This is a genomic window from Desulfobaculum sp., assembly GCF_054921475.1.
The window spans coordinates 1-16739 of sequence record NZ_JBUDSW010000048.1; the positions used below are offsets into that span (position 1 = coordinate 1).

General features: G+C 62.4%; 17 protein-coding genes. 1 reads left to right on the plus strand and 16 read right to left on the minus strand.

The window, feature by feature from the left end; genetic code table 11:
• From ACY69P_RS04775 to ACY69P_RS04830, 12 genes are all read right to left on the minus strand, one after another.
• A partial coding sequence (locus tag ACY69P_RS04775; protein ID WP_462326729.1) for a Clp protease/crotonase-like domain-containing protein occupies positions 1-430 on the minus strand: 430 nt, incomplete at its 3' end.
• Positions 431-763: 333 nt separating this feature from the next.
• Entirely contained in the window at positions 764-2017 is a 1254-nt protein-coding gene (locus ACY69P_RS04780; protein WP_462326730.1) for an iron-sulfur cluster carrier protein MrpORP, read from the minus strand.
• A gap of 15 nt (positions 2018-2032) precedes the next feature.
• A complete protein-coding gene (locus ACY69P_RS04785) occupies positions 2033-2905 on the minus strand; it encodes an ATP-binding protein (protein ID WP_462326731.1) in 873 nt (290 codons plus the stop codon).
• Positions 2902-3798, minus strand: a complete 897-nt coding sequence (locus ACY69P_RS04790) for an ATP-binding protein (protein WP_462326732.1) — start codon at positions 3796-3798, stop codon at positions 2902-2904. Before ACY69P_RS04790 ends, ACY69P_RS04785 begins: the two co-directional genes overlap by 4 nt.
• A gap of 10 nt (positions 3799-3808) precedes the next feature.
• On the minus strand, positions 3809-4168 hold the full coding sequence (locus ACY69P_RS04795) for a NifB/NifX family molybdenum-iron cluster-binding protein (protein ID WP_404845449.1): 360 nt from the start codon (positions 4166-4168) through the stop codon (positions 3809-3811).
• Positions 4169-4636, minus strand: coding sequence for a NifB/NifX family molybdenum-iron cluster-binding protein (locus tag ACY69P_RS04800; protein ID WP_459901913.1), 468 nt, complete (start codon positions 4634-4636; stop codon positions 4169-4171). It lies immediately after the preceding gene.
• A 193-nt stretch (positions 4637-4829) separates the two neighbouring features.
• Entirely contained in the window at positions 4830-6173 is a 1344-nt protein-coding gene (locus ACY69P_RS04805) for a sigma-54 interaction domain-containing protein (RefSeq protein ID WP_462326733.1), read from the minus strand.
• A gap of 151 nt (positions 6174-6324) precedes the next feature.
• The gene (hypB, locus tag ACY69P_RS04810) at positions 6325-6987 is read right to left on the minus strand and encodes a hydrogenase nickel incorporation protein HypB (protein ID WP_404845452.1); all 663 of its coding nucleotides are present in this window, start codon (positions 6985-6987) and stop codon (positions 6325-6327) included.
• A 51-nt stretch (positions 6988-7038) separates the two neighbouring features.
• Positions 7039-7392 (minus strand): hydrogenase maturation nickel metallochaperone HypA/HybF, encoded by a 354-nt coding sequence (locus ACY69P_RS04815; RefSeq protein WP_404845453.1) that lies wholly within the window; start codon positions 7390-7392, stop codon positions 7039-7041.
• A gap of 285 nt (positions 7393-7677) precedes the next feature.
• A complete protein-coding gene (locus ACY69P_RS04820) occupies positions 7678-8019 on the minus strand; it encodes an IscA/HesB family protein (RefSeq protein WP_462326734.1) in 342 nt (113 codons plus the stop codon).
• Between the two features lie 87 nt (positions 8020-8106).
• A complete protein-coding gene (locus tag ACY69P_RS04825; protein WP_462326735.1) occupies positions 8107-11649 on the minus strand; it encodes a cache domain-containing protein in 3543 nt (1180 codons plus the stop codon).
• Between the two features lie 215 nt (positions 11650-11864).
• The gene (locus tag ACY69P_RS04830) at positions 11865-12206 is read right to left on the minus strand and encodes an IscA/HesB family protein (protein WP_404845456.1); all 342 of its coding nucleotides are present in this window, start codon (positions 12204-12206) and stop codon (positions 11865-11867) included.
• A gap of 238 nt (positions 12207-12444) precedes the next feature.
• On the opposite strand from ACY69P_RS04830, the gene pyrR reads away from it, so the two are divergent.
• Positions 12445-12978: a bifunctional pyr operon transcriptional regulator/uracil phosphoribosyltransferase PyrR gene (pyrR, locus tag ACY69P_RS04835; RefSeq protein WP_404845457.1), complete on the plus strand. Its 534-nt coding sequence runs from the start codon at positions 12445-12447 to the stop codon at positions 12976-12978.
• An 87-nt stretch (positions 12979-13065) separates the two neighbouring features.
• On the opposite strand, the gene argB is transcribed toward pyrR, so the two are convergent.
• The 4 genes from argB to ACY69P_RS04855 form a co-directional block, all read right to left on the minus strand.
• Positions 13066-13932: an acetylglutamate kinase gene (gene argB / locus ACY69P_RS04840; RefSeq protein WP_404845588.1), complete on the minus strand. Its 867-nt coding sequence runs from the start codon at positions 13930-13932 to the stop codon at positions 13066-13068.
• A gap of 71 nt (positions 13933-14003) precedes the next feature.
• Complete coding sequence (gene hslU, locus ACY69P_RS04845; RefSeq protein ID WP_462326736.1) at positions 14004-15383, minus strand: ATP-dependent protease ATPase subunit HslU; 1380 nt, start codon at positions 15381-15383, stop codon at positions 14004-14006.
• 44 nt (positions 15384-15427) lie between these two features.
• Positions 15428-15967: an ATP-dependent protease subunit HslV gene (gene hslV, locus ACY69P_RS04850; protein WP_459901908.1), complete on the minus strand. Its 540-nt coding sequence runs from the start codon at positions 15965-15967 to the stop codon at positions 15428-15430.
• A gap of 135 nt (positions 15968-16102) precedes the next feature.
• On the minus strand, positions 16103-16669 hold the full coding sequence (locus ACY69P_RS04855) for an O-acetyl-ADP-ribose deacetylase (protein WP_462326737.1): 567 nt from the start codon (positions 16667-16669) through the stop codon (positions 16103-16105).
• Positions 16670-16739: the final 70 nt, after the last annotated feature.

A 16739-nucleotide genomic window follows, 5' to 3' on the forward strand; every position in this document is an offset into this window, starting at 1 on the left:
TGACATAATAGCCGCCACTGGCCGCCACATTGTGCATCAGCGCCACCACGGGCCGCCCCGTGCGCTGCCGAAAGGCCATCACTTCATGATACAGCGTGTCCGACGCGACAACCGTGCCGCCCGGAGAGTCCACCATCAACACCACGGCGCGGATGTCCGGGTCCGCCTCAGCCCGGCGCAGGTGCGAGACGACCTCCTGCACCAGACTGGGCCGCGTGCTCAGCGATGGGCCAAACTCGCGCGGCGGCGCCGTGGAGATGGTCCCTGTGACGGGAATGACCAGCACTTTTTCCGGCGCAGTGCCGGAGATGACGCTTTCTGCCAGCGGCTGGCCCGCCCCGTCGCCAAACAGGGAAATCTTGGGCGCGCAGGCGGCAAGGCCGATGACAGTGAAGAGCATGACGCAAAGACACAGACGACGGCGGAACATGGCGGCCTCCTTGAGGGTATGGCGCAATACAAGCAATGCAATGGAGACGCGAGGATAGCACAGGTGCAGGGAGGGGAACAGCGCAGGGGCTGGAGGAAGGGGAAGAGGGCGGAGCCTTGCGGCGGAGAGTGCGCAGGCCGCGTAGTGGGCCGTTCGTGTGTGGGGAGCGGAAGCGTTGGTGTTGGCGCAACGTGGCTTCTCATTTTCGATCCCTCAGAAAATCGCTACATAGCCTCGCACACAAACAGCGCACAGAATCGCGCACAACAGCGCACAAAAAAACCGGCCGAAGGCAAAGCGCCTTCGGCCGGGTGTAGGGCAGGGTGGTGCGGACTAGTGGTCGCAGATATTCTGGCCCACGGTCAGCTTGCCGTCGAGGTAGGTCTTGACGATTTCCTCGGGGTCGCCGGGCTGTGCGCCGACAACGACCTTGATGCCGTTTTCGGTGAACAGGCTCTGGGCGCGTGCGCCCATGCCGCCGGCGATGATGACGTTGGCGCCCTTTTCGGCCAGCCAGCGGGGCAGAACGCCCGGCTCGTGCGGCGGAGGCGTGAGCAGTTCACCCTTGGTGATGGTTTTGCTCTCGTTGTCCACGTCCATCACGGCGAATTTGTCGCAGTGGCCGAAGTGCATGCACAGCTGGCCATTGGCCACGGGCACGGCAAAGCGGGTGGTGCCGTTGTCGCTGGCGAGAATGGCTTCCACGGGCTGGGTGGTGTCTGCCTGTTCCTGCAGCTTGCCGGCAAGGCCCAGCAGGGGCTTGATGATGTGGTTGAAGGCTTCGCCAACCGGGCTGTGATCGCCCAGCTTCAGCACGGGGAAGCCCTCGTCGCCGGCGCGGGCAACATCGGCGTTCATGGGGATGCTGCCGAGGAACGGCACGCCGGTCTGCTGGGCGAGTTCTTCGCCGCCGCCGGAACCGAACACGTTTTCCACGTTGCCGCACTTGGAGCAGACAAAGCCGCTCATGTTTTCCACGATGCCGACGATTTCGTTGCCGACCTGATTGCAGAAGGTCACGGAGCGGCGCACGTCGTCAATGGCCACACCCTGCGGGGTGGTGACGATGACGGCCTTGGCGTCGGAGCCGAGCTCCTGCAGGGCGGAGAGGGGTTCGTCGCCGGTTCCGGGAGGGCAGTCCACGATCAGGAAGTCGAGGTCGCCCCACGTGACGTCGGAGATGAACTGGCGGATGAGGCCAATCTTCACCGGGCCACGCCAGATGACGGCGTCGTCCTTGGAGGGCAGCAGGAAGCCGAGGGACATAACGCCCAGATTCTGGCTCCAGGAGACAGGCTCCATGCAGTCGCGCTCCATGTGGGGCTTTTCGTCCTGCAGGGAGAGCAGGCGCGGGACGCTGGGGCCGTGGACGTCAACGTCCAGCAGGCCAACCTTCATGCCCGCCATGGACAGCGCCACGGCAATGTTGGTGGCGACGGTGGACTTGCCCACGCCGCCCTTGCCGGACATGACGACAATCTTATTCTTGATCCGGCCCAGGGCTTTCTTGATTTTCTGGTCCTGAGGGTTCTCCTGGCAGGAGCCGCAGGATTCGCTGCCGCTGGAGCAGTTTCCGCATTCGCTCATAGTGTTCCTCCTAATCTATGCCTTATCGGCAAACAGGCGACGGGACACGTTGTCCCAGATAGTGCGCATGGTAAGGCCAAGGCCGTCGGGGTCGTACTCGACGATGCTTTTGCCGTGAATTTGCGCAGTTGTGACCACCTGGTCATACGGGAGCACGCCCGCGATTTCAACGTCGTACTCCTCACACCAGCATTTGATCTCTTCAACGATGGCGGCGTTGATGTCCGCTTTGTTGATGATGACCATCATGGGCACCTTGAAGTGCCGTGAAAGTTTATACACGCGCTTGAGGTCGTGCAGGGCGGAGAGTGTCGGCTCTGCAACGGCCAGCGTCAGGTCCGTGCCGCCAAGGGAGGCGATGACCGGGCAGCCCACACCGGGAGGGCCATCGGTCAGGATGAGGTCCGCGCTTAGCTTTTCCGCTGTGGTGCGGGCTTCCTTGCGCACAGTGGTGACCAGCTTGCCGGAGTTCTCCTCGCCTATGCCAAGGTTGGCGTGCACCATGTGCCCAAAGCGCGTTGTGGAGTCGTACCAGTAGCCGCACATGCGTTCCTGCATGGTGGCGGCCTGAACCGGGCAGACAAAGGCGCAGACGCCGCAGCCCTCACAGTGTTCCTTCTGCACCGTGAAGTCTTCGGTAATGGCGTCGTAGCGGCAGTGTTCCGCGCACAGCCCGCACTGGGTGCAGGCGTCCGGGTCAATGGTCGCTATCTCGCCGCTGTAGAAGTCCACAGTGCGGCCCACGGTGGGGTCCAGGATGAGGTGCAGGTCCGCCGCGTCCACGTCGCAGTCCGCAAGGACTTTGTTGGGCGTCAGGGCGGCCAGCGCGGCCGTGACGGTGGTTTTGCCCGTGCCGCCCTTGCCGCTGATGACTACAAGTTCCTTCATGCCGCGCCCTCCTGTGCCGCCATGCTCTGGATATTGGCCCAGATGGCGGCGTAGGCCTGCGAGAAATCGGGCAGGGCTTCAATGTGCAGGCGTCCCTCGGAGTAGCAGTGCGCCGCCTCGGTGGAGTGGGGCAGGCTGCCCAGCAGGGGGATGCCTTCGCGCTCAAGGTATTTGTGTGTGCGGTCGTCGCCCATGCCGTCGCGGTTGATGACCACGCCAAAGGGGATGTTCATCTTGCGCAGCACGCCTACGGCCAGTTCAAGGTCATGCAGGCCAAAGGGCGTGGGTTCGGTGACCAGCACGGCAAGGTCGCTGCTGCCAAGGGACGCAATGACCGGGCAGCTGGTTCCGGGCGGGCTGTCGATAATGCGCACGTCCGCCTCGGGCGAGTCCTTTTTGACGGCCTGAATGAGCGGCGGAGCCATGGCTTCGCCGATGCGGAGTTCACCGCCGGTGACGATGAGCCCCTTGGCGCCGGAAACCGTGGCCGGGCCTTGCCTGACGATGCCGATTTCGCGCTCGCCCTCGGTGATGGCGTTTGCTGGGCATGCAAGGTTGCACAGGCCGCATCCGTGACAGAGTTCGGGAAAGACCATGACCGACCCGCCCATCATGATGAGCGCCTTAAAGCGGCAGAGGTCTACGCACTTGCGGCACTCCTCGCCGAGGCAGGCGTCCTCGTCCACGACGGGGACGGGCACGCTCTCGGTGCGGGTTTCGGTCCAATCCGGCTTGAGGAAAAGGTGCAGGTTGGGCTCCTCCACGTCGCAATCCAGCGCCGTGACATGGGTGCCCCGCGAGGCAAGCCATGCGGCGAGGTTTGCGGAGACCGTGGTTTTGCCCGTGCCGCCCTTTCCGCTGGCAACGGCTATATTCAGCATCGTGGTATCCATTCTCCCCGGCCTACCAGTGGCCTTCCTTGTCGGCGGCGTCGGCTGCGCTCAGCTTGCCGGACTTGAAGGCGTCCAGCGCTTCCTGCACGGTGCCCGCCGCGCCAAGGTAAATGTCAATCTTGCCCTTGTTCAGTGCAGTGAAGGCCTTGGGGCCAACGTGGCCGGTGATGACGGCCTGTGCGCCCGTGCGGGCCACATTCTGCGCGGCCTGAATGCCCGCGCCCTGCGCCAGGGTAAGGTTTTGCGTGTTGTCTGCGTAGTCGATGTCGCCGCTTTCGGTATCCACAAGGACGAATCCGGCGGCGCGGCCGAAGCGGGGGTCGATGGAGCTGTCCAGAGTCTGGCCCTGACTGGTGATGGCGATTTTCATCTATGCGCCTCCCTTTTTCGGAGTATTTCCCGTGCCTCGTCCGTGACCCATGCCGTGCCCCTGTCCGCAGCCCTGACGGCGTTCGCGGCAACCGGGAGCGATAAGGTCGCTCTCCATGCGGCCTCTGCCGCAGCGTCTGCCGCCGCATCCGGGCATGGCGAGATGTTCGAGACTATCGTCCAGCACGGCGCTGAGCACGTCTTCAATGGTGCCCCGCACCCATGGGCGAACGTCCAGCCCGGCCTGAAGCAGCATCCGGCGCGTACAGCCGGTAACGCCACCACAGACGAGGGAGTCCACCTTATAGGAGGTGAGGGCGCTTACAAGGCGCGCGGTATCGTTCTGGGCGATGTCGAAGCCCCCGGCGGGGGTCGCCGTGCCGTCCTCTACGCGGTAGAGGCGGAAGCTCGTTGTGTTTTCGAGCAGAGAGGCCAGCCGGTCTTCGAAGCATGCCAAACAGAGGTTCATGCGTGGTCCTCGGCAACGGGATTGTGGGCGTGGCGAAATGCCATGGCCCGTGTTCGGGAGGGGATGAGCATAGATGGTGCCAAAATGTGCTTTTGGTTGAAAAGTGTTGAAATTCAGCATGTTGCGCTTTGTACGCTGTGCCCCGTAATCGTAAAACAGGCGAAAAAAAAGCCCGCGCTAAGGCGGGCAGGGCTTAAAATTCGCCCATATCCTGACAGCGGCGTATCATGCGCCGGAGTGTGTCCTTGGAGATTTCCAGCTCGCGGCAGGTCTTCATACGTTTGCCGCCGTTACGGGCCAGCGCGCGGGCCACGGCGCGGCATTTGATGCGCTCCAGCGACATGGGCTGGTCGTCACCGGCTGCGATGGGCGCGGCGTCCTCTTCGGGCTGGAGGTGCTCGGGCAGATGCTCCACCTGCACAAAGCCGGAGGGGCAGAGGATGAACGCGAATTCAAGGACGTTTTCCAGCTCGCGCACGTTGCCGGGGAAGGGGTGGCGCATAAGGATGGACAGCACGTCCTCGGACACGCCTTCCACGTCCTTGCCCTGCAGGGCGTTGAGCTTGCGCACAAAGTAGTCCACCAGCAGGGGGATGTCCTCGCGGCGCTCGCGCAGGGCGGGCAGGTGCATCTGCGCGACGTTCAGGCGGTAATAGAGGTCTTGGCGGAAGGTGCCTTCATCCACGAGGGCCTGCAGGTCGCGGTTGGTGGCGGCGATGACGCGGACATCGGCCTTTACGGGCGTTTCGGACCCCAGCGGTTCAAAGACTTTTTCCTGCAAAACGCGCAGGAGCTTCACTTGCAGGTTCTGCGGCATATCGCCGATTTCGTCGAGGAACAGCGTGCCGCCGCGCGCGGTTTGAAAGCGTCCGGCCTTGTCGCGTTTGGCGTCGGTGAAGGCTCCGGCCTTGTAGCCGAACAGCTCGGACTCCAGCAGGGTATCCGGCAAGGCGCCGCAGTTGACGGCGACAAAGGGCCCGTCTTTGCGGCTGCTCAGGTTGTGGATGGCGCGGGCGAACAGCTCCTTGCCGGTGCCGGATTCGCCAAGCAACAGCACCGTGGCCTGACTTTTGGCGATGTGGGGCAATATGCGGAAGGTGCGCGACAGGGCCTCGGATTTGCCCACGATGTCCTCAAAGGTGTAGGACTCCTGCATTTCCTTGCGGATGAGGTGGATGTCCGTGAGGTCGCGGAAGGTCTCTACGCCGCCTACGACGTTGCCGTCGCAGTCGTACAGGGGCGAGGCGGAGATGGAAATGGGCACCTTCTCCCCGTCCGGGCGGACGATGAAGATGGACTTGTTGGAGATGGAGCCGGTTTCGCGCAGGCAGGTGCGCAGGGCGCAGTCGCCGTCGCAGATGCTGGAGTGGAAGACCTCCCAGCATTTTTGGCCGATGGCTTCCTCCGCGGGCACGCCCGTGATGCGCGAGGCCGCCTGATTAAAGGACGTGATGGTCCAGTCCAAATCCACGGTGAACACACCGTCGGCAATGGAATTGAGGATGGCTTCTCCGGGGAGATTGTCCGGGAACGGCATTGGCTCCTGTCTCCTTACGTAGCCCGCTTGCCCACAGGGGGGAGAAGCGGACAAGGAGCATGCGCCGCGCGGCGCATGCTCCTTGATGATGTCGTCTTTGGCGCGGCGTTGTGCGCGGGGGACGGCGCAGCGGTGCTGGCCGTGCGGCGCGCTATTCGGCCTGCTTCTTTTCCTTCACCTTCTGGCGCAGCCATGCGTACCAGCCGTCGAGGCCTTCGCAGGTCTTGCAGGAGACGGGGTAGATGCTGATGTCCTTGTTCAGGCCGGTGGCGAAGCGGCGGGCCTTTTCCATGTCAAAGTCCACGTAGGGCAGCAGGTCGATCTTGTTCAGGACCATGACGGCGGATTCGGCAAAGAGCAGTGGGTACTTCTCCGGCTTGTCGTCGCCTTCGGTCACGGACAGCAGGGCGACCTTGAAGTCTTCGCCCACTTCAAATTCGGCAGGGCACACAAGGTTGCCCACGTTTTCCACGAACAGGATGTCCAGCCCCTCAAGGTCGATGGACTCAAGGGCTTCCAGAATCATGGAGCCGTCGAGGTGGCATGCGCCGTCGGTGTTGATCTGCACGGCCTGCGCGCCAGTGGCGGCAACGCGCTTGGCGTCGTTGTCCGTGAGGATGTCGCCCTCGATGACGGCCATTTTGAACTCGTTGCGCAGGTCTTCCAGCGTACGCTCCAGCGTGGAGGTCTTGCCGGACCCGGGGGAGCTGATGAGGTTCAGCACCAGCACCTTGTTCTGCGCAAATCTCTTTCGCAACTGGGCGGAGATGCGGTCGTTTGCCTCAAGGATGTTTCGTACAACTGGGATTTCCATGTCCTGTCTCCTTGGAATCATGTTGCGGGTCCGCCTGTGGCGGAGTGGGCCTTATTCGGCCTCCATGTTGTCAAGGTAGAGTTCTTTGCCCTGCAGCACCTTGTGCCCTATTCCCTCGCCGCAGTCGGGGCAGGGGACGAACAGGGCGTCCGGCTCTTCCGGCGAGAAGCGAAGGCCGCACTCGCCGCATTCGAGGATGAGGGGGATGACCTCCATGTCCAGTTCTGCGCCTTCCAGCGGCGTACCGAGGGTGCACGCCTCAAAGGCGAAGTGCAACGACTCCGGCACAATGGCCGCCAGCTTGCCATGCTTCACCCGGACCCGCCGAAGCGTGGTTAGGCCGTGCTTTTCCATTTCCTCTTTGATGATGCTGATAAGGCTCTGGGCTATGGACATCTCGTGCATTGGCTTGCTCTCTTCGGGAAAGGCGGTTCTGGTCGAAAGTGGCCTTCGTTTGAACTCGGTTTCTTCATACATCTCCGCGCCGTGAATGAAAAGGCGTATTTCTGAGAATGGTGGGCACTTTGGCGGGAAGGCGCGTGAAATGGCGGGTTTCGGGGCGTTTGCGGGCGCATGTTTTGCCCTGCGAGGTGGGCGCAGAATTCGCCCGATGGGAGAGCCGCGCAACAAAAAACGCGGCGCCCGTGGGAGGTGCGCCGCGTTTTGAGGTCGTCATAGTGCGTGAGCGTACTAGCTGCAGCAGCTCCCGGAGGAGCCGCAACCGCCGCAGCCACCACCGCTGGTGCCGCAACTGCCGCCGCCAAGCTCCAGAGAAGACTCAATGGTGAAGCCGGTGTAGGTCAGGTCCACTTTGATGGGCTGGGCGCTGGCGTACAGCTTGGATTCCACCACGAAGGTGAGGTCGTCGCCGAGGTCAAAGCTCTCATCGCCTTCACCGGGGGCGTCCAGTGCCAGAGACAGACGCGGTCCGGAGCAGCCGCCCGGAGCCAGGTACACGCGGATGGGAGAAACTTCCTTGTCGCTGAAGAAAGCCACCAGCTCCTTGCGGGCGGCTTCGGTGATTTCAATCATTGATTACTCCTATTCTATCGATTGGGTATCTGGATGGAGAGTAGTGCTCTGCCTGCTGATGTCAATAGTACGGATAGGAAAAACCTATCATAAGTCCGCCTCGGACTGCCCGGAAGCCGCGTGGTTGTGCGGCAGACGGATGATGAAGCGTGTGCCCTCGCCGGGGACGGAGTCCACTTCTATTTCGCCGCCGTGGTTTTGGGTGACGATGTAATACGCCACGGACATGCTGAGTCCTGTGCCCTGTCCGGGGTCGCGGGTGGTGTAGAACGGCTCGAAAATGCGGCTCTGCGTGCCTTCCGGCAGGCCGGGGCCGTTGTCCGTTACCTCGATGACGGCAAACTCGTCGGTTTCGGACAGGCGCAGGGTGAGGGTGGGCTGTGGCGTTTCCGGGTCGTCGTGCAGGGCCTGCGCGGCGTTGCGGAGAATGGAGAGCAGCACCTGCTGCATCTCCGCCGGAGCGCAAATGGCGTGCGGCGTTTCCGGTGGATATTCGCGCCGGATGGAGATGTTCATGAAGTCAAAGCCGCGCGTGCTGTCGTAATCCGTAGCCGCCAACTCGACGGCGTCGTCAATGAGGGCCGCAAGGTCGACCTCGCGCCTGCTGGTGCCGTGGCGGCTGTTGAATTCCAGCATGCTGGCCACGATGGATGCGGCGCGTTCGCCTGCCGTACGTATGCCCGACAGCATGCGGAAGATGCTGCGCTCTTCAAGGTAGGCGCGCACGGAGTCAAGGGAGCAGGCGGTTTTTTCCGCGGCGACGGCATTGGCGGGAATATCCGGCGACAGGCGGCGCTCGATGTTTTGCACGCCTTGCAGAATGCCGCCGAGGGGATTGTTGATTTCATGGGCGAGGCCTGCGGCCAGCCCGCCGATGGAGAGCATTTTTTCGGTCTGCACCATCATATTTTCCATGCGGGTGCGCTCGGTGACGTCGTCCAGCCGGATGACCGCGCCGGGCACGTCGTGGGCGGCAAGGGGGTAGACCATCATGTCTTCAAAAACGCGGTGCCCGTCGTAGTAGCGCTCCAGCCGCAGGAGCTCCTGCGGGTGCGCTGAGGCGAGCGCCTCTTTGACCGTGGCGGTTTCCTTGTCGCCAAGGGGAAGCACCGTGGACAGCGGACTGCCTATGGCGTCCTGCGCGGCGATGCCGGTGCGCTGGGCCGCGGTGCTGTTCCACTGGGTTACGCGCAGGTCCGCGTCCACACCAATGAGCAGCGAGGGCATGGAATCCACAATGCTGACCAGCAGCGCGCGCAGGCGCGACATCTCCTGCTGCGTCCGCATGCGCTCGGTGGTGTCGAAGGTGAACAGGCAGACGAGTTTTTCGCCTTCCAGTTCCAGCAGGTGCGCCGTGGTATCAATGCTCAGGAGTGTGCCGTCCGCGCGGCGCAGGGTGTCCTGAAACGAATCCGCCCCCTTTTCCACGAGTCCGGCAACAAAGCTCTTCCACCCGGATGAGGTCAGGGAGGGTGAGAGGTCGGTGATGAGGCTGTCCGTCAGTTCGGGCCGCGTTTTACCGTAGAGGGCGCAGGCTGCGTCGTTGACGTAGCTGATGCGCCCTTGGGTGGTCAGCCATGTGATGGCGACAGCGGCGTTGTCTACGGCAAACTGGGTGCGCAGCAGGGCGTCCTCGGCCTGTTTGCGGTCCGTGACATCGCGCGTGACGGCATAGAGGCGTTGGCTGTCCTCGTCCACATAGGCGTTGGAGGACATCCACCGGGTGGAGCCGTCCTTGCACAGGTAGCGGTTCTCAAAGCCGTAGATGCGGTTTGTTCCCTTCAGGTCATCCACGAGGGCGCGTGTGCGCACCCTGTCCTCCGGGTGGACATAGTCAAAGGGCGCAAAGGCCTTGAGTTCGTGTTCGTCCCAGCCAAGGGTGCTGGTCCACGCGGGATTGACGCGCAGCAGCTTGCCCGACAGGTCCGAGACGCTCAGCAGGTCCTGCGACGTGTCAAAGATGCGGTCGCGGTCCATTTCCACTTCGCGGCGGTCGGAGATGTCCTCGTGGGTGATGGCGGCGAATTCGATGGAGTTGTCCTTGTCCCGCAGGGGGTAGGCGCGCGAGAGGATATGCCGCGTGCGCTGCTTGTGCCCGTCCTTTTCGGGGGTGAACTCGATGCTGGGCATAAAGACGGTTTCCCCGGCCAGTGCGCGGCGCAGGGCCTCCGCCAGACCGAGTTCCCGCGCGGTGGGGTCCGTGAGGATGGAGTAGTTGCCCGGAGCCTGTTCCGGCTCGTCCACATCCCACAGCGCGGCCCAGGCGCGGTTGGCGCGCAGCAGCACGCCGTTGGAGTCGTAGATTTCAATGGCAAAGGGGGACTGCTCCATGAGCATGGTGAAGCGCTGTTCACTGCGCTGCAACTCCGTGATGGTGCGCAGACGGGCGTCCAGCATGCCGTTGGCGGCAACGGCTATCTCGTGGAAATCCAGCAATGTGAGGCGCTTTGGGTCCACGTGGGTGAGGTGCTCTGCCGCGTCGTTAAAAAAGTCCGTAAACGAGGCGACATCGCGCCGGATGGAGGCCGTGAGGCGGCGGGAGAGAATCAGCCCCAAGAGGGTGACAAGGGCAAGAAGCCCGCCGATGATGCTGGCGTTGAACACCATGCGCGCGGCAAGCTCTTCTTTCTTTTGGATGACAAGGGCGTCGATGTCGTCGGTGAAGACGCCCGCACCGACAAACCATTGCCATTCCGGGACGCCCTTGGCGTAGCTGATTTTTTGGGAGGCGGGCAGGTCGTCCGCCGCGGGCATGACGTATTCTACAAAGCCCCCGCCGCTTTTGGCCGTTGCGATAAGCTCGCGCACGATTTGCACGCCGTTGACGTCCACAAGGTGGATCATGTTTTCGCCCGTGGAAGGGCCAAGGAGCACGGTGCCGTCCCATTTCCCGGCAAAAATGTAGCCGTAGTCCCCAAACCGGCGCGAGGCGAGGATGGAGAGCGCTTGGCGTTGGATGTCCGCCTCCATGTCCTCAATGTATTCGCCGGTGCCAATTACCCAGCCAAAGGGTGAAAAGTCGCGGATGTAGGAGAGTTTGCGTCCGGGCGTGTCCGAATCCGGTCGCGACCAGACGTACTCGTAGAATCCTGTTTGCCGCTGGGTGACGATGGATATCATCTCTCGAATAACAAAGCGCCCGTCTTCGTCGCGCAGGTCGATGGCTGGCGTGCCCTCAAGGTCCGGGTGCATGGGGTTGAGCAGGATTTTTCCGTCCGGCCCAAGGATGAAGTAGTAGCCCTTGCCCTGATTGTAGCGCGAGGCGCGAAATGCCTCGATGATGCGGGCCTTGACCTCATCCTCCGGCAGGGTTTTGGAGAGCGTTTCATAGAGCTGGCCGGCCATCAGTCGGATGCTCTCTACGTGGTTGCGCAGGGCGGTCTTAAGGCGGGCGCGGGCGTTGACGCGGATTTGCCGGATGAAGTCAACGGCGTTTTCCACCTCGGTCCGGGCGATGCGCTTTTGCGTTTGGAGGTAGCGTTCCTGCAGGGCGGCGGAGTCGTTCGTAAACTGGAGGTAGTCCGTCACGCACCACACAGTGCCAAGCACAAGGATGCTCAGATAGGCAAGGAGCAGCACCCCTTGCAGGAAACGGCGGCTCATGGACGTTTTGAGCGGAGTCGTCGGCACGGATTCTCCCGGGGTTTGCGCTCCGCCCGTGGGTGAAGGGCACAGGGAGGAACGTATCTTCCAAGATGATATTTTTTGGGCGCAAGGTCAAAGCATCCGTGCGGTGAGTGGGCGGGGGCGGGGATGGCCGCGGGTGGTGCGTGTGGTGGGCTGAAAAACGAACAGGGCGGCATTCCCGAAGGAACGCCGCCCTGTAAAGTGCGGTGCAATGGGGGCTAGCTGCAGCAGCTCCCGCTGGTTCCGCAACCGCTGCTGGAGCAGCCGCCGCTGGAGCAGCTACCGCCACTGATGGGCAGGTTGGAGTCGACAACAAAGCCCGTGTAGGACAGGTCGACTTTAACGGGAGCAGCGCTCGAAAGCAGCTGCTTGTCTATGACGAACTTGAGGCCGCCTTCAAAATCGAAGACCTCGTCGGATTCTTTTGGCTCATCCAGAGCCAATGACAGGCGTGGGCCAGCTCAACCACCGGGGGCGAGATAGACACGCACCGGGGTGATTTCCTTATCACTGAAGTAGGAAATCAGCTCCTGACGAGCCTTGTCTGAGAGTTCAAGCATTATTACCTCCAGAATTTGCTGATGCTGGAGAGGTAAGGTGGCTGGTGCTCTTTGTCAACTATATTGATAGGAATTATAGTTTGCAATAGATTTTGTCTATAGAAGTCAGCCCCCGTCGCGGGCGGCGGCCCTGCGGTATTGCAATGCCGCTGGTGATGCCGTATCCTCCGTGAATCACGGTATAAAGGGCATCACGGCCCAACAGACACGCAACCGGATACGTCTGGAGACGCATAGCATGAGCAACAGCAAAGTGATTCTCAACGCCGAAGAGATAAGCCGCACCATGGAACGCCTTGCCATGGAGATTAACGAACGCCACGGCGACTGCAAGGACGTCGCCATCCTTGGCATTCAGCGCCGCGGCGTGGACCTTGCCGCGCGCCTGCGCGCAGCGCTGGAAAAGCGCCTTGGCCGCACCATCTCTTCCGGTCTTCTGGATATTAATCTGTACCGGGACGACTGGACGACCCTTGACGTGCAGCCCCAAATCAACAAGACCGAAATCCTGTTCGACATCGACGGCAAGGAAATCATCCTTGTGGACGACGTGCTGTTCACCGGGCGGACCATACGCTCCGCGCTGGAGGCCATTTTGGACTTTGGCCGCCCCAAGCAGGTGGAACTGATGGTTCTGGTGGACCGTGGTCACCGCGAGCTGCCCATTCAGGCCGATTACGTGGGCAAAGTGGTGGAAACCCGCCGCGGCGAGCACGTGGACGTCTATCTGGACGAACGCGATGGCAAGGAAATGGTGTGCCTCGTCGAGTAGGCGCGCATTTTCGCACCAGCGAACATGAAAAGGCCGGAGCATCCGTGTGGATGCTCCGGCCTTTTTTGCGTTTGGGACCGATGGGGCTTAGGCGACGATTTCCGTGCCGATGCCTTCCTCGGTAAACAGCTCAAGGAGCACGGAGTTGGGCAGGCGGCCATCGATAATTTGCGCCTTGCCAACGCCGCCTTCCACGGCTTCGATGCAGCATTTGACCTTGGGAATCATGCCGCCCTGCACGGTGCCGTCCTCGATGAGGCCGAGGGCGTCCGCGCGGTTGACGGAGGAGATAAGGTTCTTGTCCGCATCAAGGATGCCCGCCACGTCCGTGAGCAGGACAAAGCGGCGCGCGCCCACCGCCGTTGCCACGGCAGAGGCCACGGTGTCGGCGTTGATGTTGTAGGTTTCGCCGGTTTCGTCCACGCCCACCGGCGCAATGACGGGGATGAAGCCGTCGCGCAGCAGCGAGTTGATCAGGGTGGGGTCAATGGCCGACACTTCGCCCACGTGCCCAAGGTCGATAATCTCGGGCGTGAGGTTGTCGCGGTCCACGGCGATTTCCAGCTTGGTGCAGGAGATGGTGCCGCCGTCCTTGCCGGAAAGGCCAACGGCCTTACCACCCGCAAGGTTCAGCAGGTTCACGATTTGTTTGTTCACCGTGCCGGCCAGGACCATTTCAACCACGTTCATGGTGGCGTCGTCCGTCACGCGCAGGCCTTCGCGGAATTCGCTGGGAATGCTGAGCTGGTCGAGCATCTGACCAATCTGCGGGCCGCCGCCATGGACGATGACCGGGTTGACCCCGATGTACTTGAGCAGGACCACGCACTTGGCAAAGGCCTGCTTGAGTTCCTCGTCCTTCATGGCGTGGCCGCCGTACTTGATGACGATGGTCTGACCGTAAAACTGCCTGATGTAGGGCAGCGATTCCAGCAGCACATCCGCTGTGTGCATGACGTCCTGATCCACTGTCGGCTCCTTGGTGGGCTGGGCCGGACCCCGCAGGGCCCGGCGATTTGGCTGAATTAGAGTATGTACCGGGAGAGGTCGCGGTCTTCCACCACGTCTTCAAGGTGCTGCCGAACGTACTCCCGGTCGATAACGATGTTCTGGCCGCTTTTGTCCGGGGCGTCGAAGGACAGGTCCTGCACCACGCGCTCAAGAATGGTGTACAGGCGGCGGGCACCGATGTTTTCGGACTCGGTGTTGATGCGTTCGGCGTAGGCGGCCAGCTCCTCGATGGCGTCGTCGGCGAACTCCAGCTTGAGGCCTTCGGTCTCCAAAAGCGCCTTGTACTGCGTGGTGAGGGCGTTCTTTGGCTCCTTGAGGATGCGCAGGAACTCGTCCTTGCCAAGGCTGGAAAGCTCCACCCGCAGGGGGAAGCGGCCCTGAAGCTCGGGGATAAGGTCCGAGGGCTTGGAGAGGTGGAACGCGCCGGCGGCGATGAACAGGATGTGGTCCGTGTGCACCATGCCGTATTTGGTGTTTACCACGCTGCCTTCAACGATGGGCAGCAGGTCGCGCTGCACGCCCTCGCGCGAGACGTCGGCGTTGCCGCCCTTGGCGGAGGAGGCGCAAATCTTGTCGATTTCGTCGATGAAGATGATGCCGCCCTGTTCCACGCGCTCGCGGGCGATGTCCGTCACGCGGTCGTGGTCGATGAGCTTTTCGCTTTCTTCCTGCAGCAGCACTTCGTACGCGTCGCGCACGTTCATGCGCTTGGGCTTCTTCTGCTGGGGCATGAAGCGGCCCATCATGTCGCGGATTTGGTTCTCCATGTCTTCCATGCCGGGCATGGACATGACGCCGATGTTCTGGCCGGAGGATGACGCCACCTCCACTTCCACCTGCCTGTCGTCCAGCTTGCCCTGACGCCACAGCTTGCGCAGCTTGTCGCGCGTGGAGGAGCCGGACTCCTGCGTGGAGACCTGCCCGTCCGCACCGGCGGCGTAGACCGGGGTGGCGGCGGAGGAGCCGGACCCGGCGGGAGAGTTGGGGAGCAAGAGGTCCAGCAGGCGCTCTTCGGCGTGCTTTTCGGCCTTCACGCGGACGCGCTCGCCTTCTTCCTTGTGGACGAGGTTGATGGAGATTTCCATCAGGTCGCGGACCATGGACTCCACGTCGCGGCCCACGTAGCCCACTTCCGTGAACTTGGAGGCCTCGACCTTGAAGAAGGGCGCGCCGGCCAGATTGGCGAGGCGGCGGGCGATTTCCGTCTTACCCACGCCGGTGGGGCCAATCATGATGATGTTCTTGGGCGCGATTTCGTCGCGCAGTTCCGGGGCCACCTGCTGTCTGCGCCAGCGGTTGCGCATGGCGATGGCCACCATACGTTTGGCGTCCTGCTGGCCGATGATGTAGCGGTCCAGTTCGGAAACAATCTCTCTGGGGGTCAAGGTATGCACTGTGTATGCTCCCTGCGGCAAAGCGGAGCCTGCCGCGTGAATGCTTATTTCTTCTGGGTTTCCACGATGATGTGGTCGTTGGTGTACACGCAGATTTCCGCGGCGATGCCAAGGGCCTTTTCGGCGATGACTTCGGCGGGCAGGTCCGTATTGCGCTTCATGGCGCGGGCGGCGGACAGCGCGTAGGGGCCACCGGAACCAATGGCAACCACGCCGTCGTCCGGCTCGATAACGTCGCCGGTGCCGGTGAGGATGAGGACGTTTTCGGCGTCTGCCACAATCATCATGGCTTCCAGCTTGCGCAGGTACTTGTCCATGCGCCATTCCTTGGCGAGCTCGACGCTGGCGCGCACGAGGTTGCCGCCGAATTCCTCCAGCTTGGCCTCAAAGCGTTCAAACAGCGTAAAGGCGTCGGCCGTGGAACCGGCAAAGCCGGCGATGACCTTGTCTTTATACAGGCGGCGCACCTTGCGCGCACCGTGCTTGAGGGCCACATTCTGGCCGAAGGTGACCTGTCCGTCTCCTGCGATGGCTACGCCGTTCTCATCCAGAACGGCAAGGATGGTAGTGCCTCGTATGTCCATTGAATCCTCGTTGTCGCGTTGTGGAGGCCGTGTGTGGTCTCCACGTCATGTTTGACGTTGCTGTGGGCCGCGCGCCGCCGGAAACCGGGGTGAAATGGGGATGCGGGCTTTGCCGCACCCTCGCGGCCAGAGGGCTCAAGCGGGCGGACCGAAAAGCTCGGAGCCGCGGGCGAGCCACGTTTTTGCTGCGTTGTCGGAAAATATAACCATGGAAACGGCGTTGACCAGACCCTGCTCCAGAGTTTTTGCAAGGGTTTGCAGCGCGATGGGGGCGGCGCGTTCTGCGGGAAAGCCGTAAACGCCGCAGCTGATGGCGGGAAAGTCCACACTCTGGGCGCCATGCTCGGCGGCAAGGCGGACGCTTTCGCGGTAGGCGGAGGCGAGGGTTTCGGGTTCACCGTCCGCTCCGCCGCGCCAGATGGGGCCAACGGTATGCACGATGTGGCGCGCGGCAAGGGCAAAGCCCGGCGTGATGGCCGCCTGTCCGGGCGGCAGGATGCCGCGCTCGGCAATGATGCGTTTACAGGCGCGGGGGAGGTCCGGGCCTGCGGCGCGGTGGATGGCGCCGTCCACGCCGCCGCCTCCGGCAAGGCGCGAGTTGGCGGCATTGACAATGGCGTCCGAGGTGGACGCCGTAATATCGCCGGTGCGGATGAAGAGGGTGCCGGAACCGATGGTCCACGAGCCGAGGGTTGTGATCATGGCGCCTCCTGCGCAGGTTTGCCGTGGCGTGTGCGGCCCCTTCAGCCCTAGCGCGAAACATGAAAAAAGG